General features: G+C 37.9%; 23 protein-coding genes. 18 read left to right on the top strand and 5 right to left on the bottom strand.

The genetic code is table 11. The annotated features are described in order from the left end of the window. Positions 1-21 precede the first annotated feature (21 nt). The 10 genes from ACEE75_RS08140 to celB all read left to right on the top strand — a co-directional run bounded on the left by ACEE75_RS08140 (position 22) and on the right by celB (position 9467). Positions 22-975, top strand: coding sequence for an IS30 family transposase (locus ACEE75_RS08140; protein WP_172054378.1), 954 nt, complete (start codon positions 22-24; stop codon positions 973-975). Positions 976-1099: 124 nt separating this feature from the next. Next, complete coding sequence (locus ACEE75_RS08135; protein WP_449173623.1) at positions 1100-2431, top strand: DUF1958 domain-containing protein; 1332 nt, start codon at positions 1100-1102, stop codon at positions 2429-2431. Positions 2432-2541: 110 nt separating this feature from the next. Then, a complete protein-coding gene (locus ACEE75_RS08130) occupies positions 2542-3975 on the top strand; it encodes a 6-phospho-beta-glucosidase (RefSeq protein WP_449173622.1) in 1434 nt (477 codons plus the stop codon). An 80-nt stretch (positions 3976-4055) separates the two neighbouring features. Beyond that, positions 4056-4295, top strand: coding sequence for a SemiSWEET transporter (locus ACEE75_RS08125; RefSeq protein WP_354369708.1), 240 nt, complete (start codon positions 4056-4058; stop codon positions 4293-4295). A gap of 122 nt (positions 4296-4417) precedes the next feature. Beyond that, on the top strand, positions 4418-4753 hold the full coding sequence (locus ACEE75_RS08120; protein WP_354369709.1) for a hypothetical protein: 336 nt from the start codon (positions 4418-4420) through the stop codon (positions 4751-4753). Positions 4754-4916: 163 nt separating this feature from the next. Beyond that, positions 4917-5237 carry a PTS cellobiose transporter subunit IIB gene (locus ACEE75_RS08115; protein WP_354369710.1) on the top strand — a complete coding sequence of 107 codons (321 nt, stop codon included), beginning with the start codon at positions 4917-4919 and terminating at the stop codon, positions 5235-5237. Between the two features lie 46 nt (positions 5238-5283). Continuing rightward, positions 5284-7251, top strand: coding sequence for a BglG family transcription antiterminator (locus tag ACEE75_RS08110; protein WP_447575336.1), 1968 nt, complete (start codon positions 5284-5286; stop codon positions 7249-7251). Positions 7252-7263: 12 nt separating this feature from the next. Next, a complete protein-coding gene (locus tag ACEE75_RS08105; protein WP_427894490.1) occupies positions 7264-7578 on the top strand; it encodes a PTS cellobiose transporter subunit IIA in 315 nt (104 codons plus the stop codon). Positions 7579-7590: 12 nt separating this feature from the next. Next, on the top strand, positions 7591-8091 hold the full coding sequence (locus tag ACEE75_RS08100) for a hypothetical protein (RefSeq protein ID WP_447575335.1): 501 nt from the start codon (positions 7591-7593) through the stop codon (positions 8089-8091). Positions 8092-8114: 23 nt separating this feature from the next. Continuing rightward, complete coding sequence (gene celB, locus ACEE75_RS08095) at positions 8115-9467, top strand: PTS cellobiose transporter subunit IIC (RefSeq protein WP_447575334.1); 1353 nt, start codon at positions 8115-8117, stop codon at positions 9465-9467. Positions 9468-9530: 63 nt separating this feature from the next. Here the strand turns inward: celB and ACEE75_RS08090 are convergent, their stop codons facing one another. Further along, a complete protein-coding gene (locus ACEE75_RS08090) occupies positions 9531-10607 on the bottom strand; it encodes a M24 family metallopeptidase (protein WP_447575333.1) in 1077 nt (358 codons plus the stop codon). Positions 10608-10770: 163 nt separating this feature from the next. Here ACEE75_RS08090 and ccpA point away from each other — a divergent pair, with 163 nt between their 5' ends. The 6 genes from ccpA to ACEE75_RS08060 all read left to right on the top strand — a co-directional run bounded on the left by ccpA (position 10771) and on the right by ACEE75_RS08060 (position 18081). After that, positions 10771-11772: a catabolite control protein A gene (gene ccpA, locus ACEE75_RS08085; protein WP_354369716.1), complete on the top strand. Its 1002-nt coding sequence runs from the start codon at positions 10771-10773 to the stop codon at positions 11770-11772. 182 nt (positions 11773-11954) lie between these two features. Beyond that, a complete protein-coding gene (locus ACEE75_RS08080) occupies positions 11955-12953 on the top strand; it encodes a glycosyltransferase family 4 protein (protein WP_447575332.1) in 999 nt (332 codons plus the stop codon). A 1-nt stretch (position 12954) separates the two neighbouring features. Further along, the gene (locus ACEE75_RS08075) at positions 12955-14289 is read left to right on the top strand and encodes a glycosyltransferase family 4 protein (protein ID WP_447575331.1); all 1335 of its coding nucleotides are present in this window, start codon (positions 12955-12957) and stop codon (positions 14287-14289) included. A 300-nt stretch (positions 14290-14589) separates the two neighbouring features. Then, positions 14590-14907, top strand: a complete 318-nt coding sequence (locus tag ACEE75_RS08070) for a MazG-like protein (RefSeq protein ID WP_447575330.1) — start codon at positions 14590-14592, stop codon at positions 14905-14907. 17 nt (positions 14908-14924) lie between these two features. Further along, positions 14925-16877: a threonine--tRNA ligase gene (thrS, locus tag ACEE75_RS08065; RefSeq protein ID WP_427894506.1), complete on the top strand. Its 1953-nt coding sequence runs from the start codon at positions 14925-14927 to the stop codon at positions 16875-16877. Positions 16878-17082: 205 nt separating this feature from the next. Further along, positions 17083-18081, top strand: a complete 999-nt coding sequence (locus ACEE75_RS08060; protein ID WP_447574765.1) for a DUF3114 domain-containing protein — start codon at positions 17083-17085, stop codon at positions 18079-18081. A gap of 16 nt (positions 18082-18097) precedes the next feature. Here the strand turns inward: ACEE75_RS08060 and ACEE75_RS08055 are convergent, their stop codons facing one another. Beyond that, positions 18098-18289 carry a hypothetical protein gene (locus tag ACEE75_RS08055; protein WP_447574763.1) on the bottom strand — a complete coding sequence of 64 codons (192 nt, stop codon included), beginning with the start codon at positions 18287-18289 and terminating at the stop codon, positions 18098-18100. Here ACEE75_RS08055 and ACEE75_RS08050 point away from each other — a divergent pair, their 5' ends adjacent. Further along, on the top strand, positions 18290-19123 hold the full coding sequence (locus tag ACEE75_RS08050; RefSeq protein ID WP_449164856.1) for an iron chelate uptake ABC transporter family permease subunit: 834 nt from the start codon (positions 18290-18292) through the stop codon (positions 19121-19123). It begins immediately after the preceding gene. Then, positions 19123-19908: an ABC transporter ATP-binding protein gene (locus ACEE75_RS08045; RefSeq protein ID WP_447574761.1), complete on the top strand. Its 786-nt coding sequence runs from the start codon at positions 19123-19125 to the stop codon at positions 19906-19908. Before ACEE75_RS08050 ends, ACEE75_RS08045 begins: the two co-directional genes overlap by 1 nt. 52 nt (positions 19909-19960) lie before the next feature. Here ACEE75_RS08045 and ACEE75_RS08040 read toward each other — a convergent pair whose 3' ends face one another. The 3 genes from ACEE75_RS08040 to ACEE75_RS08030 are packed head-to-tail and all read right to left on the bottom strand — an operon-like array spanning position 19961 to position 22157. Beyond that, the gene (locus tag ACEE75_RS08040) at positions 19961-20611 is read right to left on the bottom strand and encodes an amino acid ABC transporter permease (protein WP_447574760.1); all 651 of its coding nucleotides are present in this window, start codon (positions 20609-20611) and stop codon (positions 19961-19963) included. A gap of 17 nt (positions 20612-20628) precedes the next feature. Next, positions 20629-21330, bottom strand: a complete 702-nt coding sequence (locus tag ACEE75_RS08035; protein ID WP_447574758.1) for an amino acid ABC transporter permease — start codon at positions 21328-21330, stop codon at positions 20629-20631. Between the two features lie 14 nt (positions 21331-21344). After that, a complete protein-coding gene (locus ACEE75_RS08030; RefSeq protein WP_447574756.1) occupies positions 21345-22157 on the bottom strand; it encodes a transporter substrate-binding domain-containing protein in 813 nt (270 codons plus the stop codon). Positions 22158-22160: the final 3 nt, after the last annotated feature.

Here is a 22160-nt window from a genome sequence, read left to right as displayed (position 1 = left end):
AACACAAGGAAAGGCACAGAGATGCAAAAGTATTATACACCAAAAGGGAAACATTTGACAATAGATAACCGTCGCTTGATTGAGCGGTGGAAACTTGAAAATAAGTCCAATCGTGAAATTGCAGGCTTGCTTGGAAAGGCTCCTCAAACAATTCATAATGAAATCAAGCGTGGGACAACCTTACAACAAGTGCGAAAAGGGGTCTACAAGAAAGTTTATTCTGCTGATTATGCACAAACTGTTTACCAATCCAATCGAAAACGGTCGGTTAAAAAGATAATCCTAACGAAAGAAATGAAAGAGAAGATTTTACACTATCATAAGCAAAAATTTTCGCCTGAAATGATGGTTAAGAAGAAGCAAGTGAAAGTTGGTATTTCAACTATCTACTATTGGTTTCATAATGGTCATTTAGGTTTGACAAAAGCGGATATGCTTTATCCTAGAAAATGGAAAGCTGTCAAGAAGCAAGCCAGTCCGAACTTTAAGCCAGCTGGTAAATCAATTGAAGAGCGACCGGAGGTCATCAATCTTCGATTGGAAAACGGTCATTATGAAATTGATACAGTTCTACTAACCAGAGCGAAAAATCAGTGTCTTTTAGTCTTAACCGACCGACGAAGTAGACACCAAATCATAAGATTAATTCCAAATAAAACTGCTGAATCTGTCAATCAGGCACTTAGGTTACTAATAGCTGAGTATCATATTTTATCAATAACTGCAGATAATGGTTCGGAATTTAGTCGATTGGTTGAAGTGTTTCCTGAGGAACATATCTACTATGCACATCCCTACTCTTCATGGGAAAGAGGTTCAAATGAAAACCATAATCGATTGATTCGGAGATGGTTACCTAAAGGAACCAAGAAAACGACTCCGAAAGAAGTCGCTTTTATCGAAAATTGGATTAATAACTACCCTAAAAAATGCTTGGACTACAAGTCGCCAAGTGAATTTCTTTTGGGTGGCTAACTTCAACTTGAAATTTGGGGATTAAAAGAAGGGAGAGATAAATAGGATTTTCAAGATTAATACTCTATATTTCTTTACCAAAATATGCTATACTGAGAAAGTATATAAAATTTGGAGAGAAATAATGATAAAGAAGTTAGTTTTTACAAGTTTACTTGTTCTAGGACTGAGTTTTCAAGGACTTGCTCAGGCGGATGAGTTGATGGATATTACCCGTGCAGCTGGTTATGAGGTGAGTGAGGTTAATAGACCTAAATCTTCCATTATTATTGATGCTAACACAGGGGACATACTATGGCAAGATAATCCAGATGAGGTACGCGACCCTGCGAGTATGAGTAAGTTGATGACACTTTACTTGACTTATGAAGCGATTGAACAAGGGAAATTGTCAGAAGATACGGTCATCACTGCTACGGATGTTGATCAAGCGATTGCTGGTATTTATGCTATTTCTAATAATAAGATTGTGTCAGGGGTTGATTATACTGTTAGTGAGTTGATTACTATGACTGCGGTCCCTTCTTCAAATGTGACGACGGTGATGCTAGCAAATGTAATTTCTGATAATGATCCAGATAAGTTTTTGGATATGATGAATGCCAAATCTCAAGAGCTAGGGATGACTAATACCAAGTGGTTTAACGCTAGTGGTGCAGCAGCGGTTTCGTTTGAAGGGTATTATCTGCCAACGCGTTATGACAATAATGCAGCCAATGAGACGACAGCTAGAGATATGGCAATTTTGAGTGCCAATTTTGTTAAAAAGTATCCACAATTTTTAGATCATACTGATGATCCTGTTGTGACCGTTAAAGCAGGAACACCTTATGAGGAGACCTTTGAAACTTACAATTACTCAGTAGAAGGTGCTTTGTATGGTGTTGAAGGTGTAGATGGCTTAAAGACTGGTTCAAGTCCAAGAGGTGCCTTTAACTATATCGCAACTGCAAAACGAGGTGAGCAACGTCTAGTTGAAGTGATCATGGGAGTGGGTGACTGGTCAGATCAAAATGGTGAATATTATCGTCATCCTTTTGGAAATGCTCTTTTAGAGAAAGCTTATGCCGATTACGAGTATAAAAAGATTTTTTCAAAAGGAGACCATGAGATTGATGGTAAAACTTATCATTTAGAAAAAGATTTTTATGCGACCGTGAAAAAAGGTGAAGAGCCTAAATTACAGGTGAAAGATGGTGTTTTATCCGTCGAAAATGGTCTTGAAAGTGTTAGCCCTAACTTGTCAGATACATTAAAAGTTGAAGAAGCGTCCACCAATATTATTGATTCAGCTGCTCAATTAGTGACAGGAAAATCTACTGCTGAGACAAAGGTAACCGATAAGCTCCTTAACAACAAATGGTTATTAGCCATTATAGGAGGCATCTTCTTTATCTTGTTGGCAATTGGTTTAGAGGTTATCCGACGTTATAAAAAATCTCGAATGACGAAGTAAAGATCATCCTTTGGGATGGTCTTTTTCCTTATTATTAAGGAAAAAATCAAGGTGGTGGAGGAGATAAAAATGGATTAAACTAGAGTTATCAGATTCAAGGAGGAAATGTCATGTCTAGATTACCAGATAATTTTTTATGGGGTGGCGCAGTAGCTGCTCATCAACTAGAAGGTGGTTGGCAAGAAGGTGGTAAAGGTCTAAGTGTAGCAGATGTGATGACAGCAGGTCGTCACGGGGTAGCTCGGGAGATTACAGCAGGCGTTGTGGAGGGGAAATATTATCCTAACCACGAGGCGATTGATTTTTATCATCGTTACAAAGAAGATATTGCTTTATTTGCAGAAATGGGCTTTAAATGCTTTAGGACTTCAATAGCTTGGACACGCATTTTTCCAAAAGGGGATGAACAAGAGCCGAATGAAGCAGGTCTTCAATTTTATGATGACTTGTTTGATGAGTGCTTAAAATATGGGATTGAACCGGTTGTAACCTTGTCACATTTTGAACTCCCTTATCATTTGGTGACGGAGTATGGTGGTTTTAGAAATCGTCAGGTGATTGATTTCTTTGTGCGTTTTGCTGAGGTTGTGTTTAAACGCTACAAGGACAAAGTTAAATATTGGATGACCTTTAATGAAATCAATAACCAAGCAAATTATCAAGAGGACTTTGCTCCTTTTACAAACTCTGGTATTGTTTATCAAGAAGGTGAAGATCGTGAAGCGATTATGTACCAAGCTGCCCATTATGAATTGGTGGCTTCGGCTCGTGCTGTTAAAATTGGTCATGATATCAATCCTGATTTTCAGATCGGCTGTATGATTGCCATGTGTCCAATTTATCCTGCGACTTGCCATCCTAAAGATATTTTAATGGCGCAAAAAGCGATGCAAAAACGTTATTACTTTACAGATGTACATGTTTTTGGGCGTTATCCAAAACATATTGTGAAGTACCTGGAGCGTAAAGGGATTTCCTTAGACTTTACTGAGCAAGATCAGAAAGATTTACTAGCAGGTTGTGTGGATTATATTGGTTTTTCTTACTACATGTCTTTTGCTATTGATGCGCATCGTGAAAATAATCCGTATTTTGACTATCTTGAAACAGAAGATTTGGTTAAAAACCCTTATGTTAAGGCATCTGATTGGGAATGGCAGATTGATCCAGAAGGTCTTCGTTACGCACTAAATTGGTTTACCGATGCTTACCGTTTGCCTCTCTTTATTGTGGAAAATGGTTTTGGTGCTATTGATCAAGTAGAAGAAGATGGTATGGTGCATGATGATTATCGCATTGAGTACTTAGGGGCTCATATCAAAGAGATGATTAAGGCTGTTGATGAAGATGGTGTTGATTTGATGGGCTATACGCCATGGGGTTGTATTGACTTAGTTTCGGCTGGTACAGGTGAGATGAGAAAACGGTATGGCTTTATCTATGTTGATAAAGATGATGAGGGACAAGGTAGCTACAAACGCTCACCCAAATTATCATTTAATTGGTATAAGCAAGTCATTGCAAGCAATGGTGAGGAAGTCTAAAGATGAGAAACTTTGTAGGGAATTAATCTCCTTTCCTACAAGGTTTTTCTTATCTATTTTTGTTGATAAGGAGGAGAAAAATGGTTGGATTAGTGGCAGCATTATTAACAACTTTTGGATTTGTTCCACAGGTCATTAAAATTTTTCAGACAAAGGATACTTCGGCAATTTCTCTTGGGATGTATGCCATGACTGTATCTGGTATTGCTTTATGGTTTTGGCATGGTATCAATATTGGTGATATTCCTCTCATGTTGGCAAATGGGGTCAGTCTGTTGTTGACAGGAACCATACTCATCTGTAAATTGAGGTATAAATAACGTGAGTTGACAAAGAGGATAAAAGGGGCTATACTAAAAGAAAACGCTTTCTATGAAACAAAAGTCGCTTTCACATCCTTTATTCAGAGATTAGAGTTAGCCTAAAGAAAGGAGCCTGTCAGATGGGAGAGCTAGTGTCTTATATTTTAGGAATTGGGATTTTTTTAGTCTTCGCGTGGTTTACTATTTGGTTATATAAAAGGCTGCTAGCGCCTGGTCGTTCGGGGAAAGGAGAGACAACTGTTTATGTTATTCAATTTTTAAATGGTATAGAGGTTCCTGATTTGACAAAGAGTGCTGATATGATGGCTATTCTTGACATTGAAGTGAACAATCAGACTTCTTATGTGGTGGAGAGTTTGGTTAATGATAAAAAGATTCGAGAACTGTTAGCTCAAGAATTTGGTATCCAATCACAAGATGTTTCTGTCTTTACTAAAAATTGGATGCAAGGCTAGAGATAAAAGGAGAACTTGGTGTGCTATCACCGAGTTCTTTTTATGTATAAGGTCATATTTATTTTTTCCTTATTACTAAGGAAAAGCTTACTATTGTGTTTGTAAGCGTTATCATCTATACTAGAACTATCAAAAAGATAACATTATTTCGGAGGATAAACTTATGACAAAAGCATTGATTATTTGTGCAGCAGGGATGTCATCATCTTTGATGGCTAAAAAAACAACTGAGTTTTTAAAATCTAAAGGTCATGATATTGAGGTAGATGCCATTAGTGCTACAGAAGGTGGTAAAGCAATTGCTGCAGCAGATTTTGATCTTTACCTTGTCAGTCCACAGACTAAGATGTTTTTCAAACAATTTCAAGAGGCGGGGCAGAAAGTTGATAAACCTGTTGTCCAAATTCCACCACAAGCTTATATTCCAATTCCTATGGGAATTGAAAAAATGGCTAATTTAATCACAGAAACTCTAGGCGTCTAGGTTAAATTGGTATAAAATAGTTCTTATTGCTATAAAAGGAGAAACGATGTTAAGTCAAAAAGAAAAAAGTATCGCCCAATACTTGTTTCAACATCGAAACCAGTTTGTGACGAGTAAAGAATTGGCAGAACAAGTGAACTGCTCCGACCGTACAGTAAGGACTTATTTAAAATCACTTTCAGAATCTTTTAAAACTCTCGAAGGGGTATCGCTATTTTCTAAACAGGGATATGGTTATCAACTTCAAGTATCTGATGAGGAAGAATTTTTTAACTTAGTCGGTGAAGATCTGGTTAAAGTTGGTCAGAAAAATACCGACATTACAGATCGTCATTACTATATCATCAATAAGTTGATCTTTGAACAAAAAGATATTTTGTTTGATGATTTAGCAGATCAACTCTTTGTGAGTCGTTCAACCTTATCATCAGATGTGAAGAAGATTCGTAGGATTTTGTCTGATTACCATCTTAACATTAATAGTCGTGCTAATAGAGGGATTTTTGTTGAAGGGGCAGAACACCATAAACGGCGCTTCATCATGGATTACTTTTTTAGTGGTCATTTTATGAAAAACTTTCAAAACTATATTAGTGAGGAAATCTTGAATTTACCCATTAGTTTTGAAGAATTGACCATCGTTGTTTTGGATGAATGCCGAAACGGGAAACTATCTTTATCTGATTTTGTCATTCAAAATTTGGTAGTCCATATTGCGCTTGCTCTAAAACGGGTCATGGATGGATTTCAAATGACTCCTATTTATTTAGATCAAGAGAAATTTGCTCATGAATTGGTGATTGCAAAGCACATAGTCCATCGTTTAGAACGCATGACAGGAATTATTTTTCCAAAAGAAGAGGCAGACTATATTGCCCTACACTTAATTTCAAAAGGGAAGTACAGTACCAAAGAACGTTATCTTGATATTGAACAGAGTTTGCGATCAGACTTAATGTTAGCACTTGAGAGGTGTGATGAACGTTATGGTTTAGCTTTTAGTCGAGATTTTACCTTGATTGAGGGCTTACTTACCCATATGGAAGTTTTGGTAGAGCGTTTAAAAAATAAGATTCAGCTAAAAAATCCTTTATTAGAAGAGGTGCGATCTCTTTATCAGGAGCCTTTTGAGTTGACGAAAGAATTGGTTAATCAGATTGTTTTCTTTAAGGATTACCACCTGTCAGATGATGAGTTAGCCTATATTGCACTACATTTGATGGCAGCTCTTGAGCGGTATAAAGAAGATGAAAAGGTGAATGTTTTAGTCATCTGTGCAACGGGATATGGTTCTGCACAGATGCTAAAGCATCGCCTACTCAATGAATTGAGTAGGCAGGTTCATGTGGTTGATGTTGTTGGTTATTATGATATCAATGATGACTTGTTGACTGGAGTTGATTTGATTATCTCCTCAATTGATTTGTCCACGTTGGTTTTTAGTGTTCCTGTTGTAACGGTGAGTGTTTTTCTAAAAAGTGAGGATGTTTTAGCCATAAAACAAGTTCTCTCTACCTTATCAGGAAGTACTTCTAGACCAATCATTAGTAAAGCCAATCAATTGGCTAGTATTTTTGACCAATATTTTTCACCAAATTACTTTCAAGTATTTGAGAAAACAGATAAGGCAGGGGTCTTAAATGCTTTAGTGGACTGTTTTAATGAACAAGAGGAAGTGAGTTACAAGTATCATCTTTTGGATTTGATAATTCAAAGAGAAAAGATGAGTTCAGTTGTCTTTGATCAAGATATAGCCGTTCCTCATCCCTTAAAAGCTTTTGACAAGCAGCATAAGATTGGTGTTGCTGTTGTTAAAAATGGGCTAGACTGGGATGAGCAGTTTCATCACATTAAATTAGTTTTTCTGGTCTCACCTTCCGTACATGATAATGATGGTTTGTCAGACTTAACCCAACTTTTAGTTCGTCTCACTGAGCGGTCTGATATTAAGGAAAAAATGATTCACTCTCAGTCCTATGAGGAATTTAAACAGTTATTCTTATCCATTATATAGAAAGGTTGTTTTATGAATACAGAGGAATTGCAAGTTGTTGCTTTTGAAATTATTCTAAGTAGCGGTAACGCCAGAAGTCTTGTCCATGAAGCCTTTGGCTTTATGAGAGAAGGGCAGTATGAAGAAGCCAAGCAAAAGTTAGAAGATGCCAATACAGAGCTATTAGCAGCCCATCATGCACAGACGTCACTGCTACAAAATTACGCTAGTGGTGTGGAGATTAAAATAGAAATCATTATGGTGCACGCGCAAGATCACTTGATGACCACTATGACCTTGCGAGAGGTCGCTCTAGAGATGCTAGCTTTGCATCAAAAAATAGCTTAGGGGGATAAAACGATGAGTCAAAAAACTAAAACTATTGATGCACAAACCTTAAAACGTCAGCAAATTGAAAAAAATAATGCCTTCAATCGTTTGATGCTTTTTAGATACTCATTAGCCATTTTCTTCTTTGCTAATCTTTACTGGTTATTGATCTTGGCTTATAAAACGAGCTTCTTGATATTGGCTCCGACCTTATTATTATTCTTACAGATTTTGGCTTGTTCAGAGCAAGTCAGACTATATGGAAATAAGGTTGTTCGACTAAAACAAACGAAGCTGGCTTTACAAGCTCAAGGGATCATTAACCTTGTCTTGTTGGTATTACTATCTTTCAATTTTGGTAGGGCTGTCTTTCCTATTTTTTCAGACCAATGGCAAGCTCGTCTATTTTTGATAGGTCTTCAAATTTTAGGTCTTATATTGATTAGAATCAATCTTCACCGTATCACTGAGATTAAAGAAGATAGAGATACTTATTACCACCGTTTTCAAAAGATGCAACAATTTTACTAAATATTTAGAAGGAGATTTCTAATATGGAAGAACAAAACGGATTATTTGGTTTCCTTGAAAAATACTTAATGGGACCAATGGGAAAAATTGCACAGTATAAAGTTGTTCGGGCTATCACAGCTGCAGGGATGGCAGCAGTACCATTTACGATTGTCGGATCAATGTTTCTCGTTTTTAGTATTTTACCTCTAGCCTTTTCATTCTGGCCTGTAGTGGGGGATATCTTTGATGCCTCATTTAATAAGTTCACCAGTCTTTATATGGTCGCTAATACAGCAACTATGGGATGTTTATCTCTTTACTTTAACTTGGTTATTGGTTATGAACTCACTAAGATTTATGCTGAGGAAGAAGGTTTGAACCTAACACCAATTAATGGTGCGCTCCTATCTCTTTTCGCCTTTATCATGACAGTGCCACAGATTGTGTTTAAAGATGGTGTGATGTCTGCCATTCATACATTGGATGCGGATGGAACCATTGTTGTAGATGGATGGCAAATGGGTGGTGGTGTTGCTCGTTTTGGAACAACAGGTATTTTTACAGCTATCCTCATGGCGATTGCAGCAGTTTTACTTTACCGCCTTTGTGTGAAGAATAACTGGGTTATTAAAATGCCTGATTCAGTACCAGAAGGTGTTTCTCGTGGTTTTACAGCTTTGATTCCAAGTTTTGTCGTGGCTTTCTTTATGATTGCGGTTAATGGTATCTTAGTTGCTTTGGGAACCGATATCTTTAAAGTGATTGCCATTCCATTTGGATTCGTTGCTAATTTAACAAACTCATGGATTGGTTTAGTCATTATTTATCTTTTGACACAAGCTCTTTGGATTGTTGGGATTCATGGTGCTAATATTATCTTTGCTTTTGTTAGTCCCATTGCACTGGCTAATATGGCAGCCAATGCAGACGGTGCTCGCTTTATCGTCGCAGGTGAATTTTCAAATATGTATGTCATTGCAGGTGGATCTGGTGCTACTTTGGGACTATGTATTTGGCTTGCAACACGTGCCAAATCAGAGCAACTAAGTGCTATTGGTAAAGCTTCTATTGTACCAGGCATCTTTAATATCAATGAACCACTGATCTTTGGTCTTCCAATTATCTACAATCCTGCACTAGCTATTCCATTTATGCTTGCACCGATTGCATCTGCAACAGTTTACTACTTTGCTATGAAGCTCAATCTTGTAAACGCTGTTATTGCACAAGTGCCATGGCCAACCCCAGTTGGAATAGGTGCTTTTCTTGGAACAGCTGACTGGCGTGCGATTATCTTATCCTTGTTGTGTGCTCTAACAGCTTTTCTCATCTACTATCCATTTGTTCGTGCCTATGACAAAAAATTAGTAGCAGAAGAACAAGGGCTTGGTTAAATTTAAGTAAGCTATAAATAAAAAAGCAACGATTTTGAGATCGTTGCTTTTTGGATGGTGTGCTTAATATCGAAGGAGTGTTTTTGGGGTTTTAGTAAAGGTTTCAAAGCCAGTTTTGGTCACATAACCACAATCTTCAATGCGGACACCTACTTTTCCAGGGATATAGATTCCTGGCTCTACTGAGAAACACATGCCTTCTTGGATAACAAGATCATTTCCCTCCATAATAGATGGGAATTCATGGACATCCATTCCGATGCCATGTCCAAGTCGATGGTTGAAATATTCTCCGTAACCAGCTTTCTCAATGACCTCGCGTGCAGCTTGATCAACTTGACTAGCTGTAACACCAGGTTTGATAAAGTCTTGGGCAGCTAGTTGGGCTTCTAAGCAGAGGTGATAAATCTCTTCTTTGAAAGCATCAGGTTTACCAACAGCTACCGTTCGCGTCATATCAGACATATAGCCATTAGCTGAGATACCAAGGTCAAAAAGCAGAAGTGCATCGTTTTCAATAGGATTATCTGCTGGAATACCATGAGGATTAGCAGCATTAGTTCCTGTTAAGACCATGGTTTCAAAACTCATATCGTAACCTAAACGTTTCATTTCATATTCGATTTTGGCAACAATATCTGTTTCTGTTTGTTTAAGAGAAATAGCATCAAAACCAATAGAAACAGCTTTATCTGCGAGTTGACCAGCAAAGAGCATTTTGTCAATCTCATCTGAGGATTTCAATAAACGCATTTGATTGAGATAAGGTGTGAGGTTGACAAATTCAGATGAAAAGACACTTTCTAATCCTCTAAACTTAGTCAGGTTAAGGTGATCAAACTCAAGAGCAACTTGTTGGAAATCTGTTTTTGGCAGAACAGCCTTAATTTTTTCCCAAGCATTTTCAGAATCAACATAACCCACGACAGGAAAATTAACAGTTTGACGAGCACGCGCCACATCTAATTCTGGTAGAAAAAGTAGCGGCTCTTTTTGAGAGATGACAAAAAGATACATATGTCTTTCATGAGGATCACCATAGTAGCCTGTGAGATAGTTGATAGAAACAGGATCAGAGATCACCGCACAAGCAATCTGATTTGCTTCAAGTGAGTGGAGTAGTTGCGTAATTTTAGACATAACATTACCTTCCTTTTGTCTTCTATTTTTTCAAAAAAATACTGAAAAATCAAGTGTTTGATGATTTTTTCAAAGATTTTCATTTATTTTGCTTGAAAGTGTTTTCAAAAGGTGGTATTATAATTATGAAAGCATGATTTTCAGAATAGAAAGGATGTCGCTTATGAACACTGATGAAACTATTACTATTTATGATGTTGCTCGTGAAGCGGGCGTTTCTATGGCAACCGTTAGCCGTGTTGTTAATGGAAATAAAAATGTAAAAGAAAATACACGAAAGAAGGTCCTTGAGGTTATTGAGCGTTTGGATTATCGTCCAAATGCTGTGGCAAGAGGTTTAGCAAGCAAAAAGACAACAACAGTTGGGGTAGTTATCCCTAATATTGCTAATAGTTATTTTTCAACCTTGGCGCGTGGGATTGATGATATTGCTGCCATGTACAAGTATAATATCGTTTTGGCTTCTAGTGATGAAGATGATGATAAAGAAGTAAATGTTGTGAATACTTTGTTTGCTAAACAGGTTGATGGTATTATTTTTATGGGTTATCACCTAACAGACAAAATTAGAGCAGAGTTTTCACGCTCTCGTACGCCTGTTGTTTTGGCTGGAACGGTTGATTTAGATCATCAATTGCCAAGTGTTAATATTGATTATGGGCAAGCGGTAAAAGATGTGATTGCTATTTTAGCTGAAAATCATCAGAAAATTGCCTTTGTTTCAGGTCCTTTAATTGACGATATTAATGGTAAGATTCGTTTGACAGGATATAAGGACGGTTTGAAAGTTAATCAATTAGATTTTAGTGAAGGGTTAGTTTTTGAAGCGAAGTACCGTTATGATGAAGGTTTTGAATTAGCAGAGCGTGTGGTAAATTCAGGTGCAACGGCAGCCTATGTCACTTCTGATGAATTAGCAGCAGGTCTTCAAAATGGTCTTTTTGCGATGGGTAAATCTGTCCCAGAAGATTTTGAAATCATTACAAGTAATGATTCCCCAATTACAAAATATACTCGTCCTAACCTCTCGACCATTAGCCAACCTGTTTATGATTTAGGGGCAATTAGTATGAGGATGTTGACTAAAATCATGAACAAAGAAGAATTAGACGAAAAAGAGATTATCTTAAATCACGGCATCACTAAACGTGGTTCAACAAAGTAAAGAGTTCGCTTCATTTCCAACCTCAGGCTGTCATTTAGACAGTTTGAGGTGTTCGGTGATGGGAGGAAAATAGTCCAGTAACTATTTTGGCCCTGACCGATATGTTTGGAAGTGAGGGAGCTCTTTTTATTGTCTTTTCGTATTGGGATGAATTTTAGATAAAAATAAGATATAATAGCAATATGAAGATTTTACTGTATCTAGAGGCGGAACATTATTTAAGAAAGTCAGGAATTGGTCGTGCTATTAAACATCAAGAGCGTGCCCTATCTCTTAAAGAGATTCCTTATACCACCAATCCAGAAGAGGAATATGATATTGTTCATATCAATACCTATGGGTTTAAAAGCTGGCGTTTAATGGACAGAGCTAAAAAGGCTGGCAAAAAGGTTATCATGCATGGGCATTCTACGGAAGAAGATTTTAGAAATTCCTTTATTGGAAGTAACCTGTTAGCACCTTTATTTAGACGTTACCTTTGTCATTTTTATCATAAAGCAGATTTTATCATTACTCCGACACCCTATTCTAAAGAGTTAATTACTGGCTATGGTGTGAAAACTCCCATTGAAGCAGTATCTAATGGGATTGATTTGAGCCGTTATCAAAAAGATTCAGCTAAAGAGGAGGCTTTTCGTTCTTACTTTAATATCAAGCCGAACGAAAAAGTAGTGATTTGCGCAGCCCTTTATTTTAAAAGAAAAGGAATTGAAGATTTTGTCAAAGTGGCAGAACAAATGCCTCATGTTCGTTTTATTTGGTTTGGTGAAACGAATAAATGGGTTATTCCAGCTAAGATTAGACGAATCGTCACAAAGCATCATCCTTCTAACGTGACGTTTGCAGGTTATATCAAAGGAGATGTTTTTGAAGGGGCTATGAGTGGAGCGGATGCATTCTTTTTCCCCTCTTATGAGGAGACAGAAGGTATCGTTGTCTTAGAGGCATTAGCGAGTCATCAGCATACCGTTTTACGAGATATCCCTGTTTATGAGGGGTGGTTAGATGAAACAGCGACGGTATTTGGTAAGGATGTTGAAGATTTTGTGGCAGCTTTATCCGCTATTTTAGCTGGAGAAGTAGATAAGAGAAAAGAAGGTTACCGAGTCGCAGAAAGTCGTAGTATTGAGCGAATTGCGGGTCAATTAGGTACAGTTTATCAAAAAGTCATGGAGTTATAAGATGAGGATAGGTCTTTTTACAGATACTTATTTTCCACAGGTATCAGGTGTGGCATCAAGTATTCGAACGTTAAAACAAGAGTTAGAAAAACTAGGCCACGATGTTTATATTTTTACTACTACTGATAAGCATTTAAAACATGGTGAAGATGAAACCATTATTCGATTGCCTAGTGTTCCTTTTATTTCGTTTACAGATCGTCGAGTGGTTTATCGAGGCATTATGTCATCTTATCGGATCGCTAAAAAATATCAGTTGGACATTATTCACACTCAGACAGAGTTTGGTATGGGCTTGCTAGGAAAAATGATAGGGAGAGCCTTGAGAATTCCTGTTATTCACACCTATCATACGCAATATGAAGACTATGTTCACTATTTTGCTAAGGGTAAGGTGATCACACCAAGTATGGTTAAGTATATTGTGCGAGGTTACCTTAACGATTTAGATGGTGTGATTTGTCCCAGTCGTATTGTCTTAAATGTTCTTGATGGCTATGCGGTTAAAATTCCTAAAAAGATTATTCCAACAGGAATAGAATTAGAGAAATATTTACGTCCAGATATTACGGAAGAATCCAGTTTACAATTGCGAGATGAATTAGGGCTTACAAGTGATGAGACGATGTTACTTAGTCTTTCACGTATCTCCTATGAAAAAAATATTCAGGCTATTTTAACCGCTCTTCCAGAAGTCCTAACACAAAATGAAAACATCAAACTTGTCATTGTAGGCGATGGTCCATATTTGTCAGAGTTGAAAGATTTAGCCACTCAATTGGAGATAACCGAGCATGTTATCTTTACTGGTATGATTAATCCAGATGAGACTGCTCGATATTATAAAGCGGCTGATTTCTTTATCAGTGCTTCAACTAGTGAGACACAGGGGTTGACTTATACAGAAAGTTTAGCGAGTGGTACTCCGATTATTGCGCATAGCAATCCCTATCTAGCTGATTTAATTGACGATGCTATGTTTGGTTTGCTGTATCATCATCAGTCAGACTTGTCTGATGCCATATTAGATGCTTTGATTACGACACCGAAAAAGTCTGAGCTTAAGTGGCAAGAGAAGTTGTACGCGATTTCTGCTGAAAATTTTGGAAAATCTGTTTACGCCTTTTACCAGGATTGTATTATTTCTAAAAAGATGAGAGAACGTGATAAACTAACGTTTACAGTGGCAGGAAGTTTGGAAGACCGATCCTTGAAATTAGTCAAGCAAACAGTTACCTTGCCTAAGAGAGCCATGAAACAGACCGCTAAAACATCTGTCAAAGTGGTCAAAGCCCCCGTTAGGTTAGTCAAATCGATCCAAGATTTTCTAGATTAGGGATTTGTCACCTGATATAGGATTGATGTGATAAAAAGCTTGAAAAATGTTCTTTGTATGCTATAATAACACTTAGAGACTTATCAATTCTAGGAAATCTTTGAGAGAGTGTGCGGTGGGTGCAAGCACATAGAGGATAGGATTGACACTACTCGGTATGATTTTATGCAAACATAAAAGGGTGGTTCCCTTATCGCCAAACATGAGGTCTATGACACTTTTTTGTCGTAGATAAATGAAGGTGGAACCACGTTACGACGTCCTTTTGCGAGGACGTCGTATTTTTTTTGAGGAGGAATGATGCTACCTGATGACTTATTAAGACGATGTCAAGATGTGCGTCGTGCTTACAGAGAGTTGGAACTCAAGCACCACGACAAAGAGTGGTCCATTGAGGAAGACCTCTTGGCTCTTACCAATGATATTGGCAATATGAATCGTCTCATTATGACTAAGCAGGGTCGGTACTATGATGAAACGCCCTATAGCTTGGAGCATAAACTGGCTGAAAATATCTGGTGGTTGATTGAACTGGCTGACCGCCTAGATATTGATATTCAAAAAGAAATGGAAACCTTTTTAACTCAAACAGAAGAGTTATTAGGGATTAAAAAATAAATAAAAAGGAGATAAATATGCTTAAAATTACTTTCCCAGATGGTGCTGTTCGTGAGTACCAAGCTGGCGTGACAACTTTTGAAATTGCTGAGAGCATCAGCAAGTCTTTGGCTAAAAAGGCTCTTGCTGGTAAGTTTAATGGTAAACTGATTGACACCACTCGTGCTATTGAAGAGGACGGGACGCTTGAAATCGTAACGCCTGATCATGAGGATGCCTTGGACATCTTGCGTCACTCAGCAGCTCACTTATTTGCTCAAGCGGCTCGCCGTCATTTTCCAAATATTAAGCTAGGGGTTGGTCCAGCTATTCAAGATGGTTTTTATTACGATACGGATAATAGCGAAGGGCAAATCTCAAATGAAGATTTGGCAAAAATTGAAGATGAAATGCGTCAAATTGTTAAGGAAAATTTCCCATCAGAACGCCGTGAAGTTTCAAAAGACGAGGCGCGTGAGATTTTTAAAAATGATCCCTACAAGCTTGAGTTGATTGAGGAACATTCTGATGATGAAGGTGGTTTGACCATTTATACGCAAGGTGAGTACGTTGACCTTTGCCGTGGGCCGCATGTTCCGTCAACAGGTCGTATTCAAGTTTTCCAACTCCTAAATGTTGCGGGTGCTTACTGGCGTGGTAAGAGTGAAAATCCAATGATGCAACGTGTTTATGGGACAGCTTGGTTTGACAAAAAAGACCTTAAAAAATACATTCAAATGCGTGAAGAAGCTAAAGAGCGTGACCACCGTAAACTTGGTAAGGAATTGGATCTCTTTATGATTAGCCAAGAAGTTGGTCAAGGTTTGCCATTCTGGTTGCCAAATGGAGCGACTATCCGTCGTACCTTGGAGCGCTACATCACAGATAAAGAATTAGCCTCAGGTTACCAGCACGTTTACACACCACCATTGGCTTCTGTTGAGCTCTACAAGACTTCAGGTCACTGGGAGCATTATTCAGAAGACATGTTCCCAACCATGGACATGGGTGATGGTGAGGAGTTTGTGCTACGTCCGATGAACTGCCCGCACCACATCCAAGTCTATAAAAACCATGTGCGTTCTTACCGTGAATTGCCTGTGCGTATTGCGGAGCTGGGTATGATGCACCGCTATGAAAAATCTGGATCTCTTACTGGTTTGCAGCGAGTGCGTGAGATGACACTTAACGATGGTCATATTTTTGTCACACCTGAGCAAATCCAAGAAGAGTTCAAAAAAGCTCTCCAGTTGATTATCGATGTGTACGCAGATTTCAACCTCAACGACTATCGTTTCCGCCTCTCTTATCGTGACCCAGAGGATAAAGAAAAGTACTATGACAATGATGAGATGTGGGAAAATGCCCAACGTATGTTGAAGGGTGCCATGGATGAAATGGGCGTGGACTACTTCGAAGCAGAAGGTGAAGCGGCTTTCTATGGTCCGAAATTGGATATCCAAGTGAAAACTGCCCTTGGTAATGAAGAAACCCTATCAACTATTCAGTTGGACTTCCTCTTGCCAGAACGTTTTGGTTTGACCTATATTGGTGCTGATGGTGAAGAGCACCGCCCAGTTATGATTCACCGTGGTGTTATCTCGACTATGGAACGCTTCACTGCCATCTTGATTGAAACCTATAAGGGTGCTTTCCCAACTTGGTTGGCGCCAACCCAAGTAACACTTATTCCAGTGTCAAATGAAGCTCACACGGATTATGCTTGGGAGGTTGCCAAACGTTTGCGTGATCATGGTGTCCGTGCAGAAGTGGATGAGCGTAATGAGAAAATGCAATTCAAGATTCGTGCCTCACAGACCAGCAAGATTCCATACCAGCTCATTGTTGGTGATAAGGAAATGGAAGATAATGCAGTCAACGTCCGTCGTTATGGTAGCAAACAAACACATACTGAATCAGTTGACGAGTTTGTGAACACGATTTTAGCGGATATTGCCCGTAAATCTCGTGTGACTTCTGAGGACGATTAACCACAGAAAAAAAGCTAATAAAATCATATTTAGATTGAAGAAGTAGTCCTTTATGGAATACTTTTCTTCAATCTATTTTTATTACGGTTTATCCCTAGTAACCAAAAATGTTTAGCAGGCTTGAAATGGTGAGAGCTAATGAAGGATTTTTTACTTTTTTTGTGAAAAGCTTTATAATGAAAATAAGTGATTCGGGAGGGAAGTTTTGAGAAATTTACTGAAACAAAAACAGATTCTTAAGTGTTTGTTAGACTATGGTTGGCCACCAAACTTGGTTTCTACTTTTTTTGATCATTATCGGCATCACGAATATTTTGAGGAGGTGATGTTGGTTGGCTCTCCTTCCTTTAAGGCTCTTTGGGATCTAGCGCAACCTCGATCTTCAAAAGAAGCCAAGAATTTACTTCAAATTTTGCTTAAACAGCTAGATTTTCCAGAAGAATTATCAGGAAAAGATGAGGAAGTGAGACAATTATTGAGAGGTTTTTCATCCGATTTATCACCTCATGATAGGTTTTGGAAAAGCTTGGCACAATGTGTTCAGTTAGCCTTTCCTAAGGAGAGTTTAAGTCAACAGGGGCTTTTAGAAAAAAAGATACATCAATGTCGTTATCTGATTTCTCTTCAACAATCTCAGTGGGTTAGAGACCACTATGGTAAAGAAACTCAAACCGATCGTGAAGCCCTCTTGTCTTATCTAAAGAGTGTAAAAATAAAGTCTCCATATTTGAGAAGACGGCAACCTTATACGTTTAAAGAGTCTTCTCGACTACACAATAAATTAGCCATAAAAAATGGTCAGCTTTATTATCCAGATGGAAAATCTCAGATAAACCTTAAAATCTTGCTTGATTTTCATACGGAGTTTATTCTATCTCAGGATGGGGATTTTCTTGATGTTATGACTCCACAAAAACAGACAGACAATGGTGTGATTAATGGAGCTAGTTTTAATTATGCCTATCGAAATGATGCTTTACATCGAGCATTGGATGTCCATCCTATTGAGCATCATGATCCCTTGTTTCGAAAAAAAACTTGTCACGGTTTTCGCTCTCCCAAACTAGTCTTTTCTATTGGTCAAAAAGATTGGGAGAGAAGTTATTTTAATCGCAAAGGTCTCTACGCCCAATCGGGCAAATCCCTTGAAAAATGTGTCAGAGAAAAAGGAAAACAAATGAAAAAGCTACTCAATCAGATTTGATTGGGTAGCTTTTGTGCTAGTTTATCCAGTTATCTTCAATTTGATCCATAATCTTCTCTTGAGAAACGACACCAAATCCTAACATCCAAGTGGAATAGTCCGCATAGATAACTTTTTTATTTTTGACGGCAGTTAGGTCTTGCCAGACAGCTGATTCTTTGAGTTTGTCTTCTAGTAAGTCTTTACTATCAGCTTGGACAATCATCATATGCGTTTACCTGCGATTCTAGCGATTTTATCGAGTAGTTTATTAGCTGTTTTATCAACTCTTATCTTGCAGACTTTATCAAAAAATGATTTAGCAGAGCCGACCGCTTTGGGCTATCAAAATGTGGCCATAACAACTTTGGCCTTATTATACTTATATAGTCCTGCCATGCGTCAACTCTCCTACTGGCAAATTCTTTTTCTCTCTACCCTGTTTGTCTTGCTGTTTTCTATTTTCATGTACCGTTTTTCTAAAGGAAAAAATGGTTCTTTAGATGGGACTTTGATGTTGCTAGTCGGTATTGGTGCTAACAGTTTTTTATCAACCATTTTGTCTTATTTAAAAACCTATTCTCCTGAAATCAAAGACATCTTTTCTTTACTAATGCAAGGGAATTTTGATCATATCGACTTAGATTACGCTGTCATGATGGGAGCTTTAACCACCTTAGTCGTTTTAATGTTTGTCGTCAGCTTTCCTTATTTTAAATTCTTGTTTTTAGATGAAGAGACTTTGTATGGTTTGGGGATTTCGGTACGAACTCTTCATGTGTATTATTTTTTCTTGATGTCATTTGCCTTAGCGTTGGGGCTTTTGTTAGGCTCTAGCTTTCCTTTTGTTGCATTTACCAGTTTATATGTGATGCGTCCTTATTATCAGGAAAGTTGGCTACTTTATTTGTTAAGTAGTAGCTTTATGACAGCTAATGCTATTTTATTAAGTGATTTGTTAGCTCACTATGCTTTTTCTACTGTTTTACCAACTAATATTTTTCTTGGATTTTTTGGTGCTCTAGGATTTATCATTATTTTATTGAAAAGAAGGAGTGAATAATGGGGATTTCAGTCTCAAACCTCAATTTTTTCTACGACAAAAAACAAATTTTACAGGATATTTCTCTTGAAATAGAAGAGGGGCAACTCATTGCTTTGATTGGACCAAATGGATCGGGAAAATCAACTTTATTAAAGAGTATGCTACATTTAGAAAAACCGACATCTGGTTTCACCTGTATTGACGGTGCTAAGATTGATCGGTTGAGCCACAGGGAGAGAGCGAAAGTTGTCGCTTTTTTATCACAATTTCCTAACCTTCAAGACCATATGACAGTCGAAGATTTAGTAGGTCTAGGCCGACAGCATAATAAACGTCTGTTTTCCTCAATGAGTGGTGAGGATTTAGAATTATGTCGAAAAGCTATTGACTGGGTTGATATGACATCTTATCAAAAGTCATCTGTTTTATCTTTAAGTGGTGGACAAAAGCAGCGTGCTTTTTTAGCAATGGTTTTGGCACAGGATACGAAGTATATCTTTCTTGATGAGCCAACATCCTATCTAGACATTCATCATCAAATTGAGTTCATAGAGTTATTGAAAAGATTGCAAAAAGAGTATCATAAAACCATTGTGCTAGTCTTACATGATCTTTCTCTTGTTTCTAAATATGCTGACTACATTATTACTTTAAAAGAGGGACAGATTTATTCTGCAGGCAAGGTCAAGCAAGTCTTCACAGAAGAGATGTTATGGGACGTTTTTCGAGTTTGTGCAACCATTTGTCCTATAAAAGATAGTAGCCAGATGATGAGTTATGATTTTAGAAGGAGATCAGAATAAGAAAAAATATCATATAAAAAATAAGCTAGGTCTCTATGTGACCTAGCTTATTTTATACAGCACTTTTTTCCCAGCGTTTTGCCAGTCGGCGTGAAAGGCTTGAGATAATAAAGTTAATCACAAAGTAAGTTAAAGCGACCAAACCATAAAGTGTGAAGACTTGTTCTGGTTCAAAGTAACGCCCCATCAAAATTTGGCTCTTACCAAATAGCTCTTGCAACGCAATCACAGAATAAAGGAAGGACGTATCCTTTATAACGGTTACAAACTGTGAAATAATAGCTGGTAACATTTTGCGGATGGCTTGTGGGAAGACAATGATGGTGAAAATTTGAAAAGTGGTAAAACCTTGAGATAACCCTGCTTCTGTTTGCCCGTGGTCAACAGCGTTTAATCCCCCACGGATAATCTCAGCTAAAGCAGCAGAGGTAAAAACGGTAAAGGAGATAATCCCGGCTGGAACCGATTTGACCTGGAAAACCAAGAAGATAATAAAGATCCATAAGAGGTTAGGGACATTGCGGACAAACTCAATGTAGATACTAGCTAGGATACGTAAGATGGGATTTTTCCCATTACGCATAACAGCTAGAATTGTTCCAAATATTGTTGATAAAACGATAGCAACAAATGAGATATAAAGTGTTAGCCCTAGGCCTTGTAATAGGAAGCTTAGGTTCGATGCTTTAAAAATATCTGACATAGTAACTCCTTCCTATTTTATAAGCTATAGGCTTTTTTATTGGCTTCTTCTTTACGACGTGCCCACGTAGCAAGTGGGAAGCACATAATGAAGTAAAGAATAGCAGCGCCTGCAAATGCTGGAACGTAGTTTGTGGTATCAAAGGACCATGTTTTAGCGACAAACATAATATCAGCACCAGAAATAATAGCGACCGTTGCGGTATTTTTTATCAAATTAACCACTTGATTGGTCAGTGGTGGGAGAATTGTTCGAACAGCTTGAGGGATAATAATGAGGCGCATGGTATCTGCATAGGTGAAGCCCTGTGACAAAGCAGCTTCTGTTTGTCCTTTTGGAACAGCCTCAATTCCTGAACGGAAGACCTCAGCGATATAAGCACCATGGTAAAGTCCGACACAAATAACACCTGTAAAGAAAGCTGAAATCATGATAGCACCATCTGATAAAATGGCTAAACCATAATAAACAAAGACAAATTGTACCAAAAGTGGTGTATTTTGGAAAAATTCAACATAGATGCGTGATAAAATCTGTAAGAATTTATTTTTACTTGAAGACATAGCGGCAAACACGATACCAAGTATCATGGCAAGTGCTAATGCCCCAATAGATAACCCTAAGGTATAAAGGAATCCTTTTGCGAATTCTCCAAAGTTTTGAAAAAATTCAACCCAACGAGACAGTGCAAAAGGTCCTGCAACAGTTAAAAAAGTCATATTACCTCCTATTTTTATTCCGTTGGCTCAGCGGATTTTAGTCCATATTTAGCTTGGATTTTTTCTAGACTACCATCATCTGACCATTTCTCAATGAGGGTGTTGATGTATTGAATAACCTCTGTGTTGGATTTTTTGGTTGCAATACCATATTCTTGTGTGTTGAAACCTTCGTCTAAGATTTTAGTTTTGCTGCTGACATAACCTGACAAGATGGATTTGTCCACGGAAAAGGCTTGAATACGGTTAGCATAAAGTGAAATAGCTAACTCAGGATAAGACCCCAGTTCAGCAAATTTAAAGGAAATCCCTTGTTCTTCTGCATAAAGCTTGAGGTTGGCTTTAGTGGTTGATCCTTGTGCGACACCTATAGTTTTACCATCTAGGTCTTTACTTGATGAAATTCCTGAATCCTTATTAACTAGGAAACCAATTTGGTCATAGTAATAAGGGGTTGAGAAATTATAAGATTCTTGACGCTCAGGTGTGATCGTAAAAGTTGCAATGATAATATCTACCTGTCCGTTATCCATCAAGGGTTCACGAGTCTGAGCAGTTACAGGAGTAAATTGGATTTTTACACCAATAGCTTTAGCAATTTTTCGTGCAATATCAACTTCCATTCCTTCATACTGATTAGTCTCAGAGTTAAGGTAGCCGAAGTTTGGAACATCTTGTTTAACCCCTACACGTAGCACACCAGATTCTTTAATCTTTTGAACTTGACTTGGCAAGCTGTCTGCACTAACTGTTGAAAAAGAAAGGGTGAAGACTATAAAAGCTACTGCAATCGCAAGGAGCTTAAGGAAAAAAGAGTTTTTCTTCATCGT

Source organism: Streptococcus sp. 11273D007BT (genome assembly GCF_053547195.1).
The sequence above is the reverse complement of the archived record's forward strand: the minus strand, read 5'-3'. Positions and strand labels throughout refer to the sequence as shown.